Origin of the sequence: Cellulophaga algicola DSM 14237 (genome assembly GCF_000186265.1) — a bacterium.
Taxonomy (GTDB): Bacteria; Bacteroidota; Bacteroidia; order Flavobacteriales; family Flavobacteriaceae; genus Cellulophaga; species Cellulophaga algicola.
The window spans coordinates 3,956,405-3,974,839 of sequence record NC_014934.1; the positions used below are offsets into that span (position 1 = coordinate 3,956,405).

At 32.8% G+C, this 18,435-nt stretch carries 19 protein-coding genes and 1 pseudogene; 6 read left to right on the top strand and 14 right to left on the bottom strand.

Going from position 1 to position 18,435, the window contains the following annotated elements:
• Window positions 1-10: 10 nt before the first annotated feature.
• Together CELAL_RS22655 and CELAL_RS17280 are read right to left on the bottom strand one after the other, a co-directional pair.
• Window positions 11-960 (bottom strand): annotated as a pseudogene (locus CELAL_RS22655) (IS3 family transposase); the annotation flags it as partial.
• An 87-nt stretch (window positions 961-1,047) separates the two neighbouring features.
• Window positions 1,048-2,517: a hypothetical protein gene (locus CELAL_RS17280; RefSeq protein ID WP_013552176.1), complete on the bottom strand. Its 1,470-nt coding sequence runs from the start codon at window positions 2,515-2,517 to the stop codon at window positions 1,048-1,050.
• An 87-nt stretch (window positions 2,518-2,604) separates the two neighbouring features.
• Between CELAL_RS17280 and CELAL_RS17285 the strand changes: the two genes are divergently transcribed.
• Together CELAL_RS17285 and CELAL_RS17290 are read left to right on the top strand one after the other, a co-directional pair.
• Window positions 2,605-3,369 carry an MBL fold metallo-hydrolase gene (locus tag CELAL_RS17285; RefSeq protein WP_041557790.1) on the top strand — a complete coding sequence of 255 codons (765 nt, stop codon included), beginning with the start codon at window positions 2,605-2,607 and terminating at the stop codon, window positions 3,367-3,369.
• 17 nt (window positions 3,370-3,386) lie between these two features.
• Window positions 3,387-3,884: a hypothetical protein gene (locus CELAL_RS17290; protein WP_013552178.1), complete on the top strand. Its 498-nt coding sequence runs from the start codon at window positions 3,387-3,389 to the stop codon at window positions 3,882-3,884.
• Window positions 3,885-3,932: 48 nt separating this feature from the next.
• On the opposite strand, the gene CELAL_RS17295 is transcribed toward CELAL_RS17290, so the two are convergent.
• The 9 genes from CELAL_RS17295 to CELAL_RS17335 all read right to left on the bottom strand — a co-directional run bounded on the left by CELAL_RS17295 (window position 3,933) and on the right by CELAL_RS17335 (window position 11,161).
• A complete protein-coding gene (locus CELAL_RS17295; RefSeq protein ID WP_013552179.1) occupies window positions 3,933-4,586 on the bottom strand; it encodes an alpha/beta hydrolase in 654 nt (217 codons plus the stop codon).
• Window positions 4,587-4,610: 24 nt separating this feature from the next.
• Complete coding sequence (locus CELAL_RS17300) at window positions 4,611-4,940, bottom strand: hypothetical protein (protein ID WP_013552180.1); 330 nt, start codon at window positions 4,938-4,940, stop codon at window positions 4,611-4,613.
• 87 nt (window positions 4,941-5,027) lie between these two features.
• Window positions 5,028-5,348 carry a DUF4870 domain-containing protein gene (locus tag CELAL_RS17305; protein ID WP_013552181.1) on the bottom strand — a complete coding sequence of 107 codons (321 nt, stop codon included), beginning with the start codon at window positions 5,346-5,348 and terminating at the stop codon, window positions 5,028-5,030.
• A gap of 49 nt (window positions 5,349-5,397) precedes the next feature.
• Window positions 5,398-6,651, bottom strand: coding sequence for a dihydroorotase (locus tag CELAL_RS17310; protein ID WP_013552182.1), 1,254 nt, complete (start codon window positions 6,649-6,651; stop codon window positions 5,398-5,400).
• Window positions 6,648-8,567, bottom strand: coding sequence for a BatA domain-containing protein (locus tag CELAL_RS17315; RefSeq protein WP_013552183.1), 1,920 nt, complete (start codon window positions 8,565-8,567; stop codon window positions 6,648-6,650). The genes CELAL_RS17310 and CELAL_RS17315 overlap by 4 nt, the downstream gene beginning before the upstream one ends.
• A gap of 61 nt (window positions 8,568-8,628) precedes the next feature.
• Window positions 8,629-8,979, bottom strand: coding sequence for a GIY-YIG nuclease family protein (locus CELAL_RS17320; RefSeq protein WP_013552184.1), 351 nt, complete (start codon window positions 8,977-8,979; stop codon window positions 8,629-8,631).
• Window positions 8,980-8,996: 17 nt separating this feature from the next.
• Entirely contained in the window at window positions 8,997-10,004 is a 1,008-nt protein-coding gene (locus tag CELAL_RS17325) for a glycosyltransferase family 2 protein (protein ID WP_013552185.1), read from the bottom strand.
• 8 nt (window positions 10,005-10,012) lie between these two features.
• The gene (locus CELAL_RS17330; protein ID WP_013552186.1) at window positions 10,013-10,705 is read right to left on the bottom strand and encodes an SGNH/GDSL hydrolase family protein; all 693 of its coding nucleotides are present in this window, start codon (window positions 10,703-10,705) and stop codon (window positions 10,013-10,015) included.
• 15 nt (window positions 10,706-10,720) lie between these two features.
• Window positions 10,721-11,161, bottom strand: coding sequence for a hypothetical protein (locus CELAL_RS17335; protein ID WP_013552187.1), 441 nt, complete (start codon window positions 11,159-11,161; stop codon window positions 10,721-10,723).
• 602 nt (window positions 11,162-11,763) lie between these two features.
• Between CELAL_RS17335 and CELAL_RS17340 the strand changes: the two genes are divergently transcribed.
• Together CELAL_RS17340 and CELAL_RS17345 are read left to right on the top strand one after the other, a co-directional pair.
• Complete coding sequence (locus tag CELAL_RS17340) at window positions 11,764-13,296, top strand: PhoX family protein (RefSeq protein ID WP_013552188.1); 1,533 nt, start codon at window positions 11,764-11,766, stop codon at window positions 13,294-13,296.
• Between the two features lie 33 nt (window positions 13,297-13,329).
• Window positions 13,330-15,108 (top strand): cytochrome-c peroxidase, encoded by a 1,779-nt coding sequence (locus CELAL_RS17345; RefSeq protein WP_013552189.1) that lies wholly within the window; start codon window positions 13,330-13,332, stop codon window positions 15,106-15,108.
• A gap of 30 nt (window positions 15,109-15,138) precedes the next feature.
• Here the strand turns inward: CELAL_RS17345 and CELAL_RS17350 are convergent, their stop codons facing one another.
• Genes CELAL_RS17350 through CELAL_RS17360 form a run of 3 tightly spaced genes read right to left on the bottom strand, consistent with a single transcriptional unit; the run spans window position 15,139 to window position 17,125 of the window.
• Window positions 15,139-15,903, bottom strand: coding sequence for a TIGR02757 family protein (locus CELAL_RS17350; RefSeq protein WP_013552190.1), 765 nt, complete (start codon window positions 15,901-15,903; stop codon window positions 15,139-15,141).
• Entirely contained in the window at window positions 15,903-16,460 is a 558-nt protein-coding gene (locus tag CELAL_RS17355; RefSeq protein WP_013552191.1) for a CPBP family intramembrane glutamic endopeptidase, read from the bottom strand. The genes CELAL_RS17350 and CELAL_RS17355 overlap by 1 nt, the downstream gene beginning before the upstream one ends.
• On the bottom strand, window positions 16,457-17,125 hold the full coding sequence (locus tag CELAL_RS17360) for an ABC transporter ATP-binding protein (protein WP_013552192.1): 669 nt from the start codon (window positions 17,123-17,125) through the stop codon (window positions 16,457-16,459). The genes CELAL_RS17355 and CELAL_RS17360 overlap by 4 nt, the downstream gene beginning before the upstream one ends.
• Window positions 17,126-17,393: 268 nt before the next feature.
• Here CELAL_RS17360 and folE point away from each other — a divergent pair, with 268 nt between their 5' ends.
• Together folE and CELAL_RS17370 are read left to right on the top strand one after the other, a co-directional pair.
• On the top strand, window positions 17,394-17,993 hold the full coding sequence (gene folE / locus CELAL_RS17365; RefSeq protein WP_013552193.1) for a GTP cyclohydrolase I FolE: 600 nt from the start codon (window positions 17,394-17,396) through the stop codon (window positions 17,991-17,993).
• Window positions 17,994-18,056: 63 nt separating this feature from the next.
• On the top strand, window positions 18,057-18,356 hold the full coding sequence (locus tag CELAL_RS17370; protein ID WP_013552194.1) for a hypothetical protein: 300 nt from the start codon (window positions 18,057-18,059) through the stop codon (window positions 18,354-18,356).
• The last annotated feature ends 79 nt before the right edge of the window (window positions 18,357-18,435 follow it).

Sequence of the window (18,435 nt, forward strand, 5' to 3'; positions counted from 1 at the left end):
GATGAGGCCAATACTGCAATCCTCTATCGGAATGATGAATTAGATCTTTACTTGTCAATCTATTGTTTTTAGCCATTCTTACTGCTTTTACCACATTTTCGGCACTCATATCATCACTAAGGTGATATCCCATTATTTTTCTACTATAGGCATCGGTTACCAAGGATAGATAATGTGTCCGCTCTCTACTTTTGATATATGTAATGTCACTGACGAAGAACTCTTCTGGTCTGGAAACTTTGATTTCTTTCATCAGATTAGGATGTTTTCTAAGCCAATGTTTAGAGTTTGTTGTCTTGGTGTAATTCTTCCTTGGCCTTATCAGCATCGATTCCGAGCGCAAATATCCAAACAGGGCATCTCTTCCTATTTTTAAATTGTGCTTTGCGAATTCTTCCTTTAACAGGTAATACAGCTTTCGTGTACCGAGCCGGGGCATATCCTTGCGAACACCTTCAACCAAGTTCTTTACTTTTATAAACTCCTGTTCTCTTTTTATAATCCGTTTTTCTGCTTGATAGACCGCTTGTCTACTTACCCCAAACAATCGACAACAACGAGATAAACTTAATCGTTGTTCTTGTCGGATGCGCTGGATTGATTGGGCGAATGCTTTTTTCTGATAGCGGTACCATACTGTTTATCGGAGATGTCAATCATAGTATTGAGAATTTTGTTCCTGAGTTTTTCATCGGAAAGCTCTCTCTCCAAGCGTTTGATTTTTTGGGCAGGTGTTTCTTTTGATTTTGGCATTTGATGGCGTATTGGTTTAGTCCAATCTAATGTACCATGTTTTCTCAACCAAACCAAAACAGTACTTCTACCTTGAATACCATAAGCCTTTTGCGCCTGCTTATAAGTCATTTCGCCTTTTTCAACCTGATGGACAACACTTAATTTAAAGCCCAAATTATAATCGCGTTGGGTACGCTTGTCTACCGTAATAATTGAATGTTTCATAAATAAGTCGATTTTGTGTCAACTTATTTCAGGACGGGACAAGGATAAAAAATAAGCCCTAAATCAAATGATTTAGGGCTTATTACTTTAAGATGATGTTTCATCTTTATTTTCAATCTCTATTTTTTTTCGCTTGAACAAACTTCTTTTTTTAATAATTTCTGAAATACCTTCAGGCAATACATCTTCCCAACCTTCATCATTATTAATAATTTTCTTTAATACATCTCTAGAAAATATATGTAGTACATCAGGGTCGTAATCAATAATATCCATTACTTTGCCATTGTATTTAAAGAACTTGTAAAGTTCTTTCATACGCGGATGTACCTTAACATTATTACTGGTCATAATTTGTCCAGTCTCTTCATTTTTCATTGGGTATAAGTATACCTTCAAATCTTTAAAGAATAATTTACCAAAAGCTTCTAAAATACCACCACTTAAATGACGGTAATATTTTTCATCAAAAATATCAACTAGGTTATTTACACCCATTGTTAAACCAATTTTTGCTTTCGTATAATTATTAAAATATTCTACTAACTTGAAATACTCTTGAAATTTAGAAATCATTACGGTATGCCCAAGGGAACATAAAAGTTCTGCCCTGTCCATAAAATCTTGTTCATCTATCTCTCCAGAGGCTTTTAAGTTAGAAAGGGTAATTTCGAAAATTACGATCGTATTTTCTTCTTCAACGCTAGTCTCTCTTATAAATATATCGTGAGACTTTTCTAGCATGTCCATATTTACTTTGGTCACAGGTCTAAAGCTACCACGTAAGGCAAGAATATTTTTCTTATATAAAACAGCTGCTGGTAATAAGTTGTTCCCGTCAGGACCGAACATTACCGCATCGGTCATGTTATTTTTAATCAGCTGTAAACTCATTAAACGGTTATCTACAGCCTTAAAGTTAGGACCAGAAAAGTTAATCATATCAACTTCTAATGTATCCTTATCTAAATGGTCGTATAAATATTTAAGAATTTTACGAGGTTGGTCGTGTTTGTAAAAAGCACCGTAAATAAGATTAACTCCTAGAATACCAAGTGTTTCTTGTTGCAAACGCGCCTCATTTTGTTTAAAACGAACATGAATTATTATTTCATCATATTCTTTTTGAGTAGGGTCTAACTGATATCTTATCCCTAACCAGCCGTGCCCTTTATATCTTTTAGAGAAGTCAATAGTGGCTACTGTGTTTGCATAAGAGAAAAATAAACGTTCTGGGTGTTTTTTTCTACTAATACGATCTTCCATGTTCATCATCTCGTGAGTCAACATTTTTTTCAATCGTGATTGCGTAACGTAACGTCCGTCTTCTTCTATGCCGTAAATAGCATCACTAAAATCTTTATCATACGCACTCATTGCTTTTGCAATTGTACCAGAGGCACCGCCAGATCTAAAAAAATGTCCAGACGTTTCTTGACCAGCACCAATTTCTGAAAATGTTCCGTAAATATCTGGATTCAGATTTATACGAAGCGTTTTAGATTTTATTGAGGGGATATTTTCAAATGCAGTATCCTTTCTTAAAACAGAAGCCATGTAATTTATTTGTTTACAGCAAAGTTAACAAGATTGGGCAATCTAATAAATAAATAAGTTATAAATTTGGATAAAATAGACAATCAGGTGACGATTACATTTTTAGGAACTGGAACTTCGCAAGGAATCCCCGTAATAGGGAGCATACATCCAGTTTGTTTAAGTGAGAACCAGAAAGATAAAAGGCTAAGAGTATCCGTGCTTGTATCTTGGGAAAACTTTAATTATGTTATAGATTGTGGTCCAGATTTTAGACAGCAAATGCTGGAAAACCCTATTGATCAGCTAGATGGTATACTTTTTACACACGAGCATTCTGACCATACTGCAGGTATTGATGATATTAGACCTTTCTTTTTTAAGCAAGGAGATATACCTATTTATGCGCATGAGCGTGTAATTAAGTCTCTAAAAATTCGGTTTGATTATATTTTTGCTCATGAAAACCGGTATCCAGGAGCTCCAGCTGTTGAAATTAAAGAAGTTAGAAATGGAACAACTTTTAAAATTGGCAATTTAAATGTAATTCCTATAGATATTAAACACAACCGATTGCAAGTTTTTGGGTATCGTCTTCAGGATTTTGCCTATTTAACAGATATTAAAACGATAGAGGAGCAGGAGATAAAAAAACTAAATGGTGTTAAGGTTTTAGTGGTTAGTGCTTTACGTATTGAGCCACATCATTCTCATTTTAATTTAGCCGAAGCCCTTGCGTTTATCGCTAAAATTAAACCAGAAAAAGCATATTTAACACATGTAAGTCATCTACTAGGTTTTCATGATGAAGTGCAAAAAACGTTACCCAAAAATGTATATTTGGCTTACGATAATTTAAAAATAACCATCTAATTTAAAAATTGAACCAAATGAAAAGTAAAATTTTCTTATACCTATTTCTTTTTGCATCATTGATCGCACTTTATCTTTTTGTGAGTAGTGGTAATATGAATAAAGAAAAAGAAGCAAGAATTACAAGCTTAAAATCACAAACAGAAAAACTTAACGACTCTATTAGGGAATTACATTTGAAGTTTTTAGAAATGGAATATTTTTCATTAGAAAATAATGATGATGCCTTTGCTTATTATCAACATTTAAATCTTAAAAATCCTACAGGATATATTACAGATAAATTATTAGAAACTAACGAGAGTAAAGGAGATAATCCATTGGTGCCTTATGAAGGTATGGAAGGGAACTTTAAAATTAATAAAATAAAGGTTTTAAACCATAAATGGATTGTAGCCGATTTTTCTGATGGTCAATATTGGGGAGACCTTATTATAAAATATGAGTTGAAGGATGATTTAGGAGTAGATTTTTCACTGCTAGATCATTTGCTTTATGCAAGAAGTAACGAGTAATATGCTTAAAAAAGCTTCTATAGTTTATAGAAGCTTTTTTTATGTTTTTTAGTTTTGAGCTAACCATGTTTTAAACGAGTAAAAATTCTGAGGGGCAACACCATGACCTACAGGAAATTCTTCATAGGTATTTGTTATCCCTAAATGGTCTAAAAATTTAGGAGCTTTAGCTGCCCAGTCTACAGGAATAACTTGATCTACAGATCCATGAGAAGCATATATCTTTAACGATGAAAAATCGTTTTTTTCATAGCCTTCTTTTATTATATTTTCATTGATATATCCACTAAGCGCAATTACACGACTTACTTTTTCAGGATAGGATAAGGCTACAGCATAACTTAAAATAGTACCTTGGCTAAAGCCTAGGAGGGTAACATTATTTTGGTCTACGGAATAAGCGGCACAAGCTTCCGTGATAAAACTAGCAATCTTATCTCTAGATTCAATAGCTTGTTCATCATCACTCCATTTTCCTTTTTCTGCATCAAAATTTATGGCATACCATGCGTTTCCAGATGGCTGTAAAGGATAAGGAGCGCGCACAGATATTATAAAATAGTCTTCTGGTAATTCGGCAGCAAAAGAGAATAAATCTTCTTCATTACTGCCATACCCATGTAGCATAAAAAGCACAGGAGCATTTTTTTCAATAGAAGATGGGCGAATGATATGATATAATGATAATGATTTTGTTTGCATATATATGGTGCTAGATTGTAATAATTATTTAATAAATGTAAACCATTTTTGGTACAGCGGGCCAACAATTGGCATTTCTTGCTTTTTACCGGTTAAAGCCCCAGTAAAACCATAACCCCATAGAATTACATAAAATATATATAAGCCATAAAAAGCATAAGCGCCTCCCCATAAGTTAATAAATATAGCAAAAGCTAGAAATGTTAAGTGCAAGCCGAAGGCTTGTCTGGTGTGATATCTTGCAAAATCATATTGGGGCTCGTTGTTCATACTAACGGCTATGATAGCTCCCACTATCGTAAAGTATGCTATGATAGCAGTATTTTTCGCCTGTTTTTCTCGGTTTAATTCCATGCTTCAAATTTACACCTAGTAAAAGTAATGCGCAAAAAAAAATAGGCTCCAAAATGAAGCCTATTTTTTATATTTTGTGATAAGGAATTATCCTCCAATAGTTCCAATTACAGGAATAGGCTCTTCTTTCAAGTTGTTTGCGTTCATAGCACCTAAAATTGCCAAAATTAATGGTATATAGCCTAAATAGGCCAACATTCCAATACTAGTAACAAATACCAAAATATTAACAACTACAGTCAGTATAATCCATAATATCCAAATACGTACAGCTTGACCGACATGAAAAGTTACAAATTCATTTTTTTTATCTCCTTGGTTTGAAAAATAAGCAATTAGTGTTCCAATTAAGGTAACATAGCTTATTATAGCCATTGTTTTTCCTGCTTCTTTGGTAGTTTGATCCATAATTTTTATTGGTATTTAATGTTTGTTTTTAATACAAACTCAAAAGTACTTATAATAGTATGTTTTTGTCTACTATTATTCCATAAACATTGCCAAGCATCTCTTGTCCTAAAAAAGCGCTATTCTTACTTGTAGCAAATATGTTTTCTTTTGAGAATTCTTTTTTGCTATCTGGATTGAATAATGTTAAGTTCGCTATTTCTCCTTTAGCTAATTTTGGAGTTTTAATGTTATACCGCTCTCTTCCTTTTGTAAGTAGTTGTATGGTAGTTTCTATCTCAAAAATTTGATTTAAAGCTCCAAAGGCAGATTCTAAACCAATAGTACCATAAGCAGCATTATCAAACTCTATAATTTTCTCTTCTACATTTAATGGGGTATGGTCTGATGTTACAAAATCTATAACTCCATCTAGTACTCCTTTAATAAGTGTTCTTGTGTCCTTTTTGGTGCGTAAAGGGGGCATAACTTTGTAATTGGTATCAAAACCTTCTAAAAGTTCATCAGTAAGTGCAAGATTATGGACTGCAACACTACAAGTAACATCTAAGCCCTTCCTTTTGGCTGCCGCTATGAGTTTAACAGAATTAGCAGCAGATATCGTAGGGATATGTAATTTCCCTCCAGTATATTCTAATATAGATAGATCTCTGGAAATTTGTAATTCCTCGGCTAAAGATGGGATTCCTTTAAGTCCCAGGCGTGTAGAAACTTTCTCTTCATTAACAACCCCTTTCCCAGCAATTTGAACGTCTAAAGGAAAAGAATAGACTAAAGCGTCAAAACCTTGAGCGTATTGTAGGGCTATTTTTAAAAGGTTAGAATTTTTAGTCGGATTTTTAAAATCTGAAAATGCAACGGCTCCTGAATGCTGCATATCAAATAATTCAGCGAGAACTTCTCCTTCAGACTTTACTGTTAGGGCTCCTAAAGGATATAATTTTGTTGGATTATTATCAGCTTTATTTTTTAAAAAGACAATATCAGAACTAGAATCGGGTAGTGGGTTTGTATTCGGATTTAAAACCACATCTGTAAAACCACTTTTTGCAGCAGTGAATAATCCATTTTCAATGGTTTCACGCTCTTCATGACCAGGTTCGCCAAAACTTACGCTACTATCAAACCAACCAACAGAGACATGTAAATTGTCTAATTCGATAATTTTTGTTGATTTTTCCGCATCAATTTTAGGAGCAATTTCAGAGATAATACCGTTCTTAATTAAGATATCTCTTTTTTTTTGGTGATGTTCTTTATGAGTAACATCTATAATTGTTGCGGCTTTTAAAAGTACGTTCATTTAAAATATTTTTGAATACCAATTTCAATCAAAGCAAATAGTAGTGCTAAAATAACAAACCATTTCCAAAGCTCGTTTACGCTATCTTCTTTTTCTAAAGTTTCAAATAAATCTGATATTGATGTTGGTGTATTTATCGCTTTAAAATTATCTAAATCCCAATAGGTTAGCTTGCTTTCTGTTCTAGGATAGTTAAAACTTAGCTGTTTAAAGGTTTTTTCTTTATTCTTTACGGCAAACAATCCATCTTCTAGCGGTACTTCATTGAAAATCAGTACTATTTTATTACTTAAAGATTGCTGTTGGGGTATATATTCATTTTTATCATTTGCAATTTTTAACACATCATCCTTCGCTATATGTATTGGTAATGCAATAGAAGTATTTTTACCTACCGTATAATATAAAGTTTCCTGTGCTAAACTTTCTACTCCCATATTGTATAGGGTAGGAACAATTAAAGGTGAATTTTTAAAGTTAGAAAAATCTGAAGATAAGGGAGAGGTAAACACATAAATTCCTTTTTTACCGATCAAAAATGCTTCATTACTAGCATAAGAAAGTATGGAAGGTAGACTAGCTTCTAATTTATAATACGATAAAACGTCAGGATATTGAAAATTATCAATCTTTTTATCAAACACATAGGAGTATAGTGGATGATCAAAATTAATGCTTGTAATTTCCTGAATATTATTTATTTTTTGATTCAACCTTACACCAAATTTGGTTAACAGTGAATTGTAATTAGTTACTAAGATTTTATTATTTGGAATTACTATCAAAGTTCCTCCGTTCTGATTAAATAACTGTAGTGCTTGCATTAAAGCATCAGGGATACGCTCTATTTCATTTAATACTATGGTATTCTGACTCTCAAGTTGACTATAATTTAATTGAGAAATACTACTTTTTTGGAATTCAAATTCTTCAGAAGTATAAATGCGTTCTAAATAATTAGTTTGGACGCCATAAATCTCTAATACTTTTATTTTCTCTCGCTTGTTTTTGCTAAAATAAAATTGATTATCATAGCTTAAGCCGCCATCTTCTATTTGTATTTTACCTAAAATAGATTCATTGTCAGGTAATGAAATTGAAACCTCTGCAGTATTAGAATGTTCAAATGCTGCAGATGTTTTTGCAATTAATTGAGTATCATTATATACTGATATAGGTTGATTTTCTAAATTATAAGAAGCTGATAATTGAATTTTTAAATTGCTGAGCTCATTTGATGTTGTATCATAGAAGACACTGTCAATGGCTATATTTTTATTTTCGGATGGTGTTAATTGGATATAGTATTTAGAAATTTCTTTCGAAGAAATTTCCGTAAATTCTTCATTCTTTTTTTGGAAATCACTTATAATTACTAAATTTTTAATACTGTTAGAAGAAGTGCTAAAAAGTGATTTAGCTTTTAATTCAAGAGCATTTAGCGGTAATTGATTTTGAGAAAAATTTAGTGATAATAAATCATTTTGGATGGCTCCAATAGTCGTGTTTATATAGGTGTCGGTATTGGTAAATACACTTAATTTAGTATTTTTAGGAGCCTTTTTTAAGAGGTCTTGCACTGCTATTTCTAATAAAGAGACATTTCCTTTTTTTGCTTGCATGCTAAAAGAATTATCTATATAAATTATAGTTTCCTTACTTTTAAAAGCAGTAGTTTTTGCAAAATAGGGTTGCGCAAATGCTATAATAAGCGCAGTAAAAAGTGCTATTCTTGTTATGAGGAGGAGCCACTTTTTTAGCGATCTGCTTTTTTGAGATTCGGCAACAACTTTTTGAAGCATTTTTACATTGGTAAATGCTGTTTTTTTAAATCGTCGTAATTGTAAAAGGTGGATTAATATAGGAATCAGTAGTAAAAATAAGCCCCAAAGTATTTCTGGATGTTTAAAATGCATTCCTAATAATTGTTTGACAAATATAATTAAATAATTGTAGTGCTATCTGTAAAAACGGACTTTAATTAAACCAAACGGCATACCCTTTTCTTCGCAATTCTAAAGCTACAAATTCTTCCATTTTTAATCCTTCTTGTTTTGTTTTTAGAGTAGGTATATGATTGTACAAGCTAGGACGCAAATAACTACCGTATTTTTCTACTATAGAAGAGGATAACTTATGTCCTTTTTTGTTCCTATACCCCGTTTTGTGTTGTTCTAAACGTTCTTTTGGTGTCTTACTCGTCATGCCAACATATACACACTCTAACACGCCGTTAAACTGCGGATTAGCAGCTCTAAATCTCCAGTTTTCTGTAAATACTTTTTTCTGTAATTCTATTACGTATATTCTGTATTCTGTTTTTGCCATAGCATTGTTTTATAATTTTAGCAGAAAAAATAATAATCTTCGTACGATGTTAAGTGTAGACTTTCTAATAGTGTTTTAATAGCTTTTTGATCTTCTTGGTTAGCTACAGTAATGATTAATTGTGGATTCTCAATTTCTTTTAAAGCAGTTACACTTTGCATTTCTACCTCATATATATGTTTTCCAATTTTTTTTGTGTTGTTGCAAATCCACCTAAAATCAATAGCAGCGTTTATAAGTTTTTGGGCCATTGTTTTTCCTTTTTTTCCAGCACCCCATAGTACTATGTTTTTTTTAGGGTTTAATTCGATTTCTTTAAAGTAGTGAAATTTTAAATCTAAGAATGTATTTTCGGCATAATGATCGCTTGTTCTAGATGTTCTTGTAGAATAATCACGCCATAAATGCAACACTTGGTCACATGGGATACATTTTAGATGATTTTTGTAAAAACGAAACGCCAAATCATAATCTTCAGGATATACCTCAGAGTTAAACGCTCCACAGCGGTCAAAATCAGATTTGTGTACCATCCAACAGGGAGAAGGTATAACGCACTCCTTGTAAATTTCACTAAAATTTTTACCGTCTGCAGTCAAAGAATTCAACCAACTTTCATAAACAGCATACCCGTCATTAACACCCGTGGCAGAAAAGTATTTAACCTTACCCACGGCAATGTGGTTTGTGCCGTATTTTTGTAATGATCGTACCATTACTTCTAGTCTTGTGGAGCTCATAACATCATCAGCATCCATACGAGTTATAAATGTTCCCTTCGCTTTACGATAGGCTAATTGTAATGCAGAAATAATCCCGGTTCCTTGATTGGTTAAAACTGTAAACCGATCATCGGTATTTGCTATAATCGTTGCAATTTTCTTGCTACCGTCAGTAGAGGAATCATCTACAGCGATTACCTCAAAATTTAGATATGATTGTTGGCTAATGGAAGACAAACATTCTAAAAAGTAGTCTTCTGTATTTTTAAAAGGAATAACAATACTTACTAACGGATTTTGCATTAAGGGTATTAATTTAATTCTTCCAAGACATTTTTTATAGCATTTAGAACCAACGGCGTCATAATATCATAACCTAGAATTGTAGGGTGTACTCCGTCTTCAGAATACATGGCTTTCATTCCTTTTTTATCATCTACCAATGTAGAATAATAATCTAAATAGTAACAATTGTTTTCAGTAGCATATGTTTTAAGAAAGGTATTCATTTCAATAACACTGTCTGCTGGTTCAATACCCGGTTTCCATGCAAATTTATTGGCGGGAAGAATGGAAGCTATAATGACCTTTATTTGGTTAGCTTGTGCAAGTTCTACCATGGATTTAAAATTGTCTTGAATCATTTTCAAGGTAGAAGGTCCTGTATTGCCTGCAATATCATTAATGCCTGCTAGAAGAACAACAGCTTTTGGTTTTAAATCGATCACATCTGCTCTAAAACGCAGTAACATCTGCGGTGTTGTTTGTCCGCTAATTCCCCTATTAATATAAGTATTTTCTTTAAATAACGCTGGGTTACCATAGTCTATCCAGCCTTGAGTAATAGAATTACCCATAAAAACCACTCTCTCTTCATGTTCACCAGGTAGTCCTAAACTGTCGTTTTCTTCTTTAAATCTTTCTAAATTTGGCCAGTCTTGGCTTTGTGCTGTTGCGGTCATAAAGAGTAGTAAACTTGAAATCTTAAGCCAAAATTTTTTCATAAAGTTAAAAGTAATTTATAAACTGTCTCGTTCCGTAGTATCTAAGGAAAGTTCCTCTATAGCTTTAGCTTTACTAGGTTTTTGCATGGACAAATAAAGCATTAATGTTGCGCCAATCGTAAAGTATAGCGTGTAACCATTAGATAGAAATTGTATAAATGCTAAAAATGCAGGCCCTTCTATCAAGGCATATTTTAAAATATTAGCTTTTTGGTAAAGTGCTAATTTTGTGTTTAATGGAGCTGAAGGATTTATAGCAGAGAGCGCTTTAGTGTATAGAAATTTACTCGCAAAATATCCTAGCATAGCCACAATAGGTACAACGTAAATAAATACATTATTTTCCATGCTAAACTGATTTACAAAACCAGGTCCACTAAAAAATGTAAAAGCAGCGAATGCTGCCAAACTAAGCACTAGTAGGGTATGTATAATGGTTAATGTTTTAAAACTCATAAAATGTTTTATAGAATTTAAGACTACCAATTTAAGGTAATTTTAGTTCTTGAAAAACCAATACAGTAAAAATAACATTACGACAGATATCGTAGCAGATAATATAGGTATCCAATGCTCTGTAGCTTTATATTTCTCTAAATTTATTTTCATTTATTTCTAGAGTCGATTTTTTAAAAATAGATTACTTAAATTTTCAGCACCAAGGCTGTTAAAATCCTTTGGATTTCTTTGCATTTAAAGACTTTGTACTAGATGGCATATATGCAGAAAAGCTTATAATAGATTGATTGTCATATAGTTATATTTGTTTTTATAGTTTAATCGGTACAATTTAGATCTAAAGTATCATTAGGCGTCTATACTACCCAAAAGAATAATTTAGCTTTAAAATTGAATATACGGAATTAAGTATCTGAAAATGAGTGTTTTAATTTTACATTAGGCCAATATTAAATTACACTTGAGCTAACCTTTATGTAACCTCTTAACCTTTTTATAAGAATGGGGTAATAAAAGCAAAATACTGTAGTAACATAGCTCTTCAGGTTTATAGATAGTTTTGGCAGCGAGAATAAATAACTATAAACTAAAAAAAAATTATGAAAACCTTTAAATCAACTTTTTTAAGTGCCGTATTGCTTTCTGCAATGGCCTTAACTTTTAACAGCTGTAACCCAGAAGATGGTATAGACGGTACTGATGGTGTTGCCGGTATTGATGGTACTGACGGCGTTGATGGGATTGATGGCGTAGACGGAATGGATGCTTCGGTTTACTTGGCAAATTCAAAATCACCAAATTTATTTAAAGTAACTAGTGATTTTGTGAATTTAAAGATGTCTTTAGTATTAACATCTGAAGATATTATTCCTAATTCACCAGATTTCGTCTATGGTTCTTTAGCAGATGGTGCTGGATTATTGGATAACGGAGATGAAACATTTACATTAATTAACAATATAGAGGGTGATTATTCTATAGCGCGTATCTTATTAAACAAAAACCTGAGACCTTTTCATGGTGAGTATATTTTAAATGCTGAAGCTACAGCATCAACAGCTATGTGTTCTGGGACTTTAATTACAAATGAAGAACACGGATTTGGACCTTTATATTTATCAGGTGGCGAATGGGGTGGTGCTTCCAAAGGAGTATTCGTTACAGATCCTGCAAAGAGTGCAGATGCAGCTAGTACAGGAGAAATGTTACCTGCTTTAGGGCAATGGTCTACAGAAAATGCGGTGCCAATTGGTAAAGATGCTTATGCAGATAAAACAGTCGTATTTATTGGTGATGATCACGCCGATAATAGTGTTCCTTCTGGTCAATTAGGAATGTATGTGGGTGACAGAGGTGATTTAAGTGGTGGAAAATTATACGGGTTAAAAGTTACCACTTCTGGTGTAGATTTTGAAATGGACATGGAACAAGGTACTGCGTATGATGTTGAATTTGTAGCACTTGAAGAGAAAGAAATTGATGCCTTGGATGCAGAAGCGAAATCAAAAGGTGTTATGGGCTTTTCTAGATTGGAAGATATTGATTGGAGAAGAGGTTCTGCAGCGAATCAAAGAGAAATCTATTTTTGTGTTACCGGTCGTTACAGTGCAGATTTAGTAGGTAAAGGATCTATTTTAGGTCGTGTTTATAAAGTTGTATTAAATGAAAATGACCCCACTGGTGCAGCAAAAATCACTTGTGTTTTAGATGGTGATATAGTAGGAGGTAAGGCAGAAGGTTTTCATTCCCCGGATAACATTTTGGTTACTGAAAATTACGCTTACATTCAAGAAGATCCTAACGGATATTTAGATACTGCAGTAAATGGATATGCAAAATTATACCAATATAATTTGACAACAGGAGCAATTAAAACAGTTTTAGAATGTGATCAAAATAGAGCTGAAAGCTTGGGTTACGGTTCGGCTGCAAGTACTTGGGAAATTACAGGTATGATTGATGTTACAGATATCGTGAATAACGGCGAAAACACCTTTTTAGTAATGACTCAAAACCACGGGTGGGAGCCAGCAGACGGTACCTCTTTTACAGACCCTAAAGCTGTTTCAGATATATCATCAGCAACTAAAGAGGGTTCAATGATGTACATGATTAAAGGTTTAGAGAGATAATATTGAAGAAATATCATGAATAAAATACTATTTATGAAAGCTAAGACATATACTTTGGGTATATGTCTTTTGCTTTTACTAACAACTGCTTGTAAGAACGATAAAAAACCGCTTGTTTTAGTAACTACAGATGATGAAATAACTAAATTTTATACGTCGCACTTAAATAATTGTATTCAGTATCTAGAGGCTATGAAGGGTGCAAATCAGGCAGAATATAATATTGATTTATATAAAAAAGCGCGATTTAAATTTAAAGCAATTGAACCTATCTTATCCGCAATTGATAAGAATAATTACAAGTCCCTCAATGCTCCTAACATTTTGCAAGTACAAGAAGAAGATCTTACAGATGTTAAGATTAGAAATCCCTTTGGGTTTCAGGTTATAGAAGAATTACTTTTTGGTGCTGAGACAGACAGTTTAGCACTATATAATGCTATAGACTTAACAAAAAACCGACTTAAACTACTTGAAAAAAATACGCAAATAAATCTTAAAGACCATCATCTAATATGGCTTTTTAGGAATCAAATTGTACGTACAGCCACAACAGGTATAACTGGTTTTGATTCTCCCGTATTAGGACAATCTTTGTTAGAGAGCCAAATAACCTACCAAACCTTAATTGATTTAACGGAGCTTTTAGAATCAAAATTTAGTTCCAACACCTTGTATGTGGCACTAATAGATTCATTCAAAAATTCGATTTCAACATTACAACATGATTTTGATAGCTTTGATCGGTATCGTTTTATTCAAAATTATACAGACAAGCAATTAGAATTATTGGTGAAAGTTCAAAAAGATTGGAACGTTGAGTTTCCTTTTGAAATGGCTATTTCCAATGAAGCAACTTCGCTGTTTGATTCCAATACATTAAATATATTTTATTTTTCAGATTATAAAAGTGATACGTTACGATTGAAAGAAAAACAGCTTTTAGGAAAGCAGTTATTTAATGATAAAATGCTATCTAAAAATTACAAAATGGCTTGCGCTACTTGTCATATAAAAGATAAAGCCTTTACAGATGGCAAAAAGACATTTGATGGTAATCAAATAAGAAATACACCAAGCTTACGCTACGCCGCATACCAACAAACGTTTTTTATGGATGGGCGTTCCGGTAGCTTAGAAGGTCAAATTGTTGGAGTTGCTGATAATCACGATGAGTTTAATTTGCCAATGGATTCTATTACAAATCGTGTACTCAAAAAACAGCCGTATAAAATTCAGTTTGATTCACTATATCAAGGGAAAAGAATGGAGTATAATGTTAGGCATGCTATAGCTTCTTACATCAGAACGTTAAATAGTTTTGACTCTAAATTTGATAAAAACGTAAATGGACTTGAAGATACATTGACGGAAGAAGAAATTTCTGGGTTTAATTTATTTATGGGAAAGGCGGTTTGTGCTACCTGTCATTTTGCTCCTTTATTTAATGGTACCGTACCTCCTGATTATAAAGATACCGAAATGGAATTGATAGGTGTACCTGAACAAAATGACACGATTAATGCGTTAATAAGTAGCGATTTAGGGAGGTATAATATGTTTAAGACAGCGCAACGAAAACATTTTTTTAAGACGCCTACGGTAAGAAATGTTGAAAAAACAAGTCCTTATATGCACAACGGAGTATATACAACACTAGAACAAGTTGTTGATTTTTATAATAGAGGTGGAGGGCAAGGAATAGGAATTGAAGCAGCATATCAAACCCTTCCTTTTGATAATTTAGCACTAACAGAGAAAGAGCAAGCCTCTTTGGTTGCTTTTATGAAAACACTAACCGACTCAGAATAAGGAATTTAATCCTCTCAAGTTTAGAGAGGGTTAAAATTTTTCAAAAACACCTAATCCAAATAAGGCAAAATCATACTTAGCAGGATCATTTGCATCCATTTTACGAAGATTTGCATCTAATTCTGCCAAGGCCTTAGCATCGTTTTGTTTTCGTTTAAGGAGTTTTAGTTTACGTGCTACATTACCAGAATGCACATCTAGCGGACACGATAAATAGGCACTGGGGATGGTATTCCATATACCAAAATCGACTCCTGTTGCAGCATCTCTAACCATCCAACGTAAAAACATGTTAATGCGTTTAGCGGCAGAACCTTTCATAGGGTCCGAAACATGTTTAGTGGTTCTACTGGGATGCGGAATTTCAAAAAATACTTTTTTAAATCCAGATATGGCAGGCTGTAATGATTTGTCTGAAATATGGGCTTTAAAAACAGCTTCTAATCCACCATGATGTAAGTAAATATTCTGTAAGCTTGTGATAAAAAATTTAAGATCTTCTCCATTAAAGGTACGGTGCACAAATTCATCAAACCTTGCGAGATCCTCCTCTTGATGATTTAAAATAAAATCATGAGGAGAATTATCCAATAAAGCCATCATTTTTTTTGCATTGGTAATAATACTTTTTCTATTTCCCCATGCGATGGTAGCGGTTAGAAAAGCACTAATTTCAATATCTTCTTTTTGTGAAAATGTATGTGGAATCTGAATAGGATCTGTATCTAAAAAAGTAGGCTTGTTATATTCAATTACTTTTTCGTCTAGAAATATTTTAAGGTCTGCTTTCTTCATTAAGGAATAGTTTCTCCTGCAAATTTAAAGAATAACATTGGGGTAAGTAGAATTCCATTATGTAACCCATGCAATAACATAGACCAAACAAGGCCTAATTTTACGCGAGTAAACCCTAAAAATATTCCTGCAGAAATTTGAGGAAGTACTAATATAGGTGCCAACCAAAGATGATCTGCGTAAGATTCAAAATTGCTCAAGTGTACGGCTCCAAAAAGAAAAACAGATACGTAATAGGCGTATTTAAAAGATTTTGGGTTCTTAAAAAACGTTAGGGTTCCTCTAAAAATCAACTCTTCTAGAATAGGAGCTAGAATGACTGCTAAAAAAAAGATAATGTAAACAGGATACTTTTTAAACATCTCACCTACGCCATGTGCTCCTAAATCTGCTCCGGCAACTGTCGTGATTATTCCCATTACAATCCCGAGAATAAAACTAAAAACAATATTTAAAATTAATATCTTTTTTAGAAGCGACCATTTTTCTAGGTTTTGCAAACTAGGGTAGGGTTCATTTTTAGGATTTTTAAAGTAGTCCCAAATTTCATAAATCATTCTGATGGTAACATTTTTCCGTCTACCATGGTGAGTTTTCTATCGGCCATCTCAGCCAATTCTTCATTATGGGTAACTATAACAAAGGTTTGTCCAAATTCATCCCTTAATTTAAAAAATAATTTATGAAGATTATCGGCGCTTTCTGTATCTAGATTTCCACTAGGTTCATCAGCAAAAATAACACTTGGGCTATTTACTAAAGCACGTGCTACAGCAACGCGTTGTTGTTCTCCACCAGATAGTTCATTCGGTTTGTGATGGTACCGATGCGATAGGCCTAAAAAGTCTAGCAATTCTTTGGCTCTTTTTTCAGCAGCATTCTTTGTCGTGTTTTTGATAAAAGCAGGAATACAGACATTTTCTAATGCAGTAAATTCTGGCAATAATTGGTGGAATTGAAAAATGAACCCTATATTTTCATTTCTAAATTTGGCCAATTCCTTTTCTGATAAAGCCGTTATATCTCTATCTTTTATTAAAAGCTGACTGTCATATTTATTAGACTGTATATCTAAGGTGCCTAAAATTTGTAAAAGTGTTGTTTTTCCTGCCCCAGACGGTCCAACAATAGATACAATTTCTCCTTTAGTAATATGAATATCTACACCTTTTAAGACTTGTAGGTCTCCATAATATTTCTGGATATTTTGCGCTTTTATCATATTTAATTCTAATTAAAGTATGAAAGTAAACATTAGCCAAGACATGGCAAAACCACTTTAACTTAAACTTTAATTGTTGCTATTTTTCATTGCATACGCTATAGGCCTATTGTGGTATAAGAAATTACAATCATCATATTAAAGGGGAGTATATTACCTTTGACATTAAAATAAATTTATTTTTTTATTTTTTGAAACTACATATTGATTAACTTTGTTTAAGTATTTTTATTAAATAGTAAACAAAATAGCTTTAAAAAGAAATTTAATGGCACCATATAAAAAGTTTGAGGAATATAATATTGAAATTACTGATGATGTTCGCAGTAATTACAAAACAATCATTGAAGGAGTTGGTGAAGATATTACCAGAGAAGGTTTAGTGAAAACTCCTGAACGCGCTGCTAAAGCAATGCTTTATTTAACACAAGGATACCAACAAGATCCTGTAGCTATTTTAAAAGGAGCAATGTTCAAAGAAGATTATGACGATATGGTTATTATAAAAGACATAGAGTTATATTCACTTTGCGAGCATCATATGTTACCATTTTTTGGGAAAGCGCATATTGCTTATATTCCTAACGGACACATTGTAGGTTTAAGTAAAATTCCTCGTGTTGTAGATGTTTTTTCAAGACGTTTACAGGTGCAAGAGCGTTTAACTCATGATATTTTAGAGTGTTTAAATGATACTTTAAAACCAAAAGGTGTTGCTGTAGTTATAGAAGCTTCACATATGTGTATGATGATGCGTGGTGTTCAAAAGCAAAATTCTGTTACAACAACTTCTGGATTTAGAGGCCAATTTGAAAAGCAAGAAACAAGAAATGAATTTTTAAAATTGATTAGTTCTAAGCTTTCCTAATTTAAATTTATATTTTTTTGGCATCTATTTTGATTATAATTAATTAAAATAGTAAATTTAAATATGTCAGATTTAAAAGATAAAAAATTTAGAAATTTGTTTTTAAGCCTTCTTTTTGATGCTTTAGGACTAGTTTCATTTGTAATACCGGGAATAGGAGAGTTTTCAGATATTATCTGGGCTCCAATTTCTGCTTGGTTAATGACTCGTTTATATAAAGGTAAGATAGGGCAAGCAGCAGCAATGGTCACTTTTGTAGAAGAACTAATCCCTGGAACAGACTTTATACCCACCTTTACTATTATGTGGTTTTATACCTATGTATTCAAAAAAGAAAAAGAAGAAATAATTATAGAAGTATAGTAAAATTCTCGGTTAAACGCCGGGGATTTTTTGTTTAATAAAGTTAGCTATTTTACTAAAGGTAAGGGACAAGGATGTA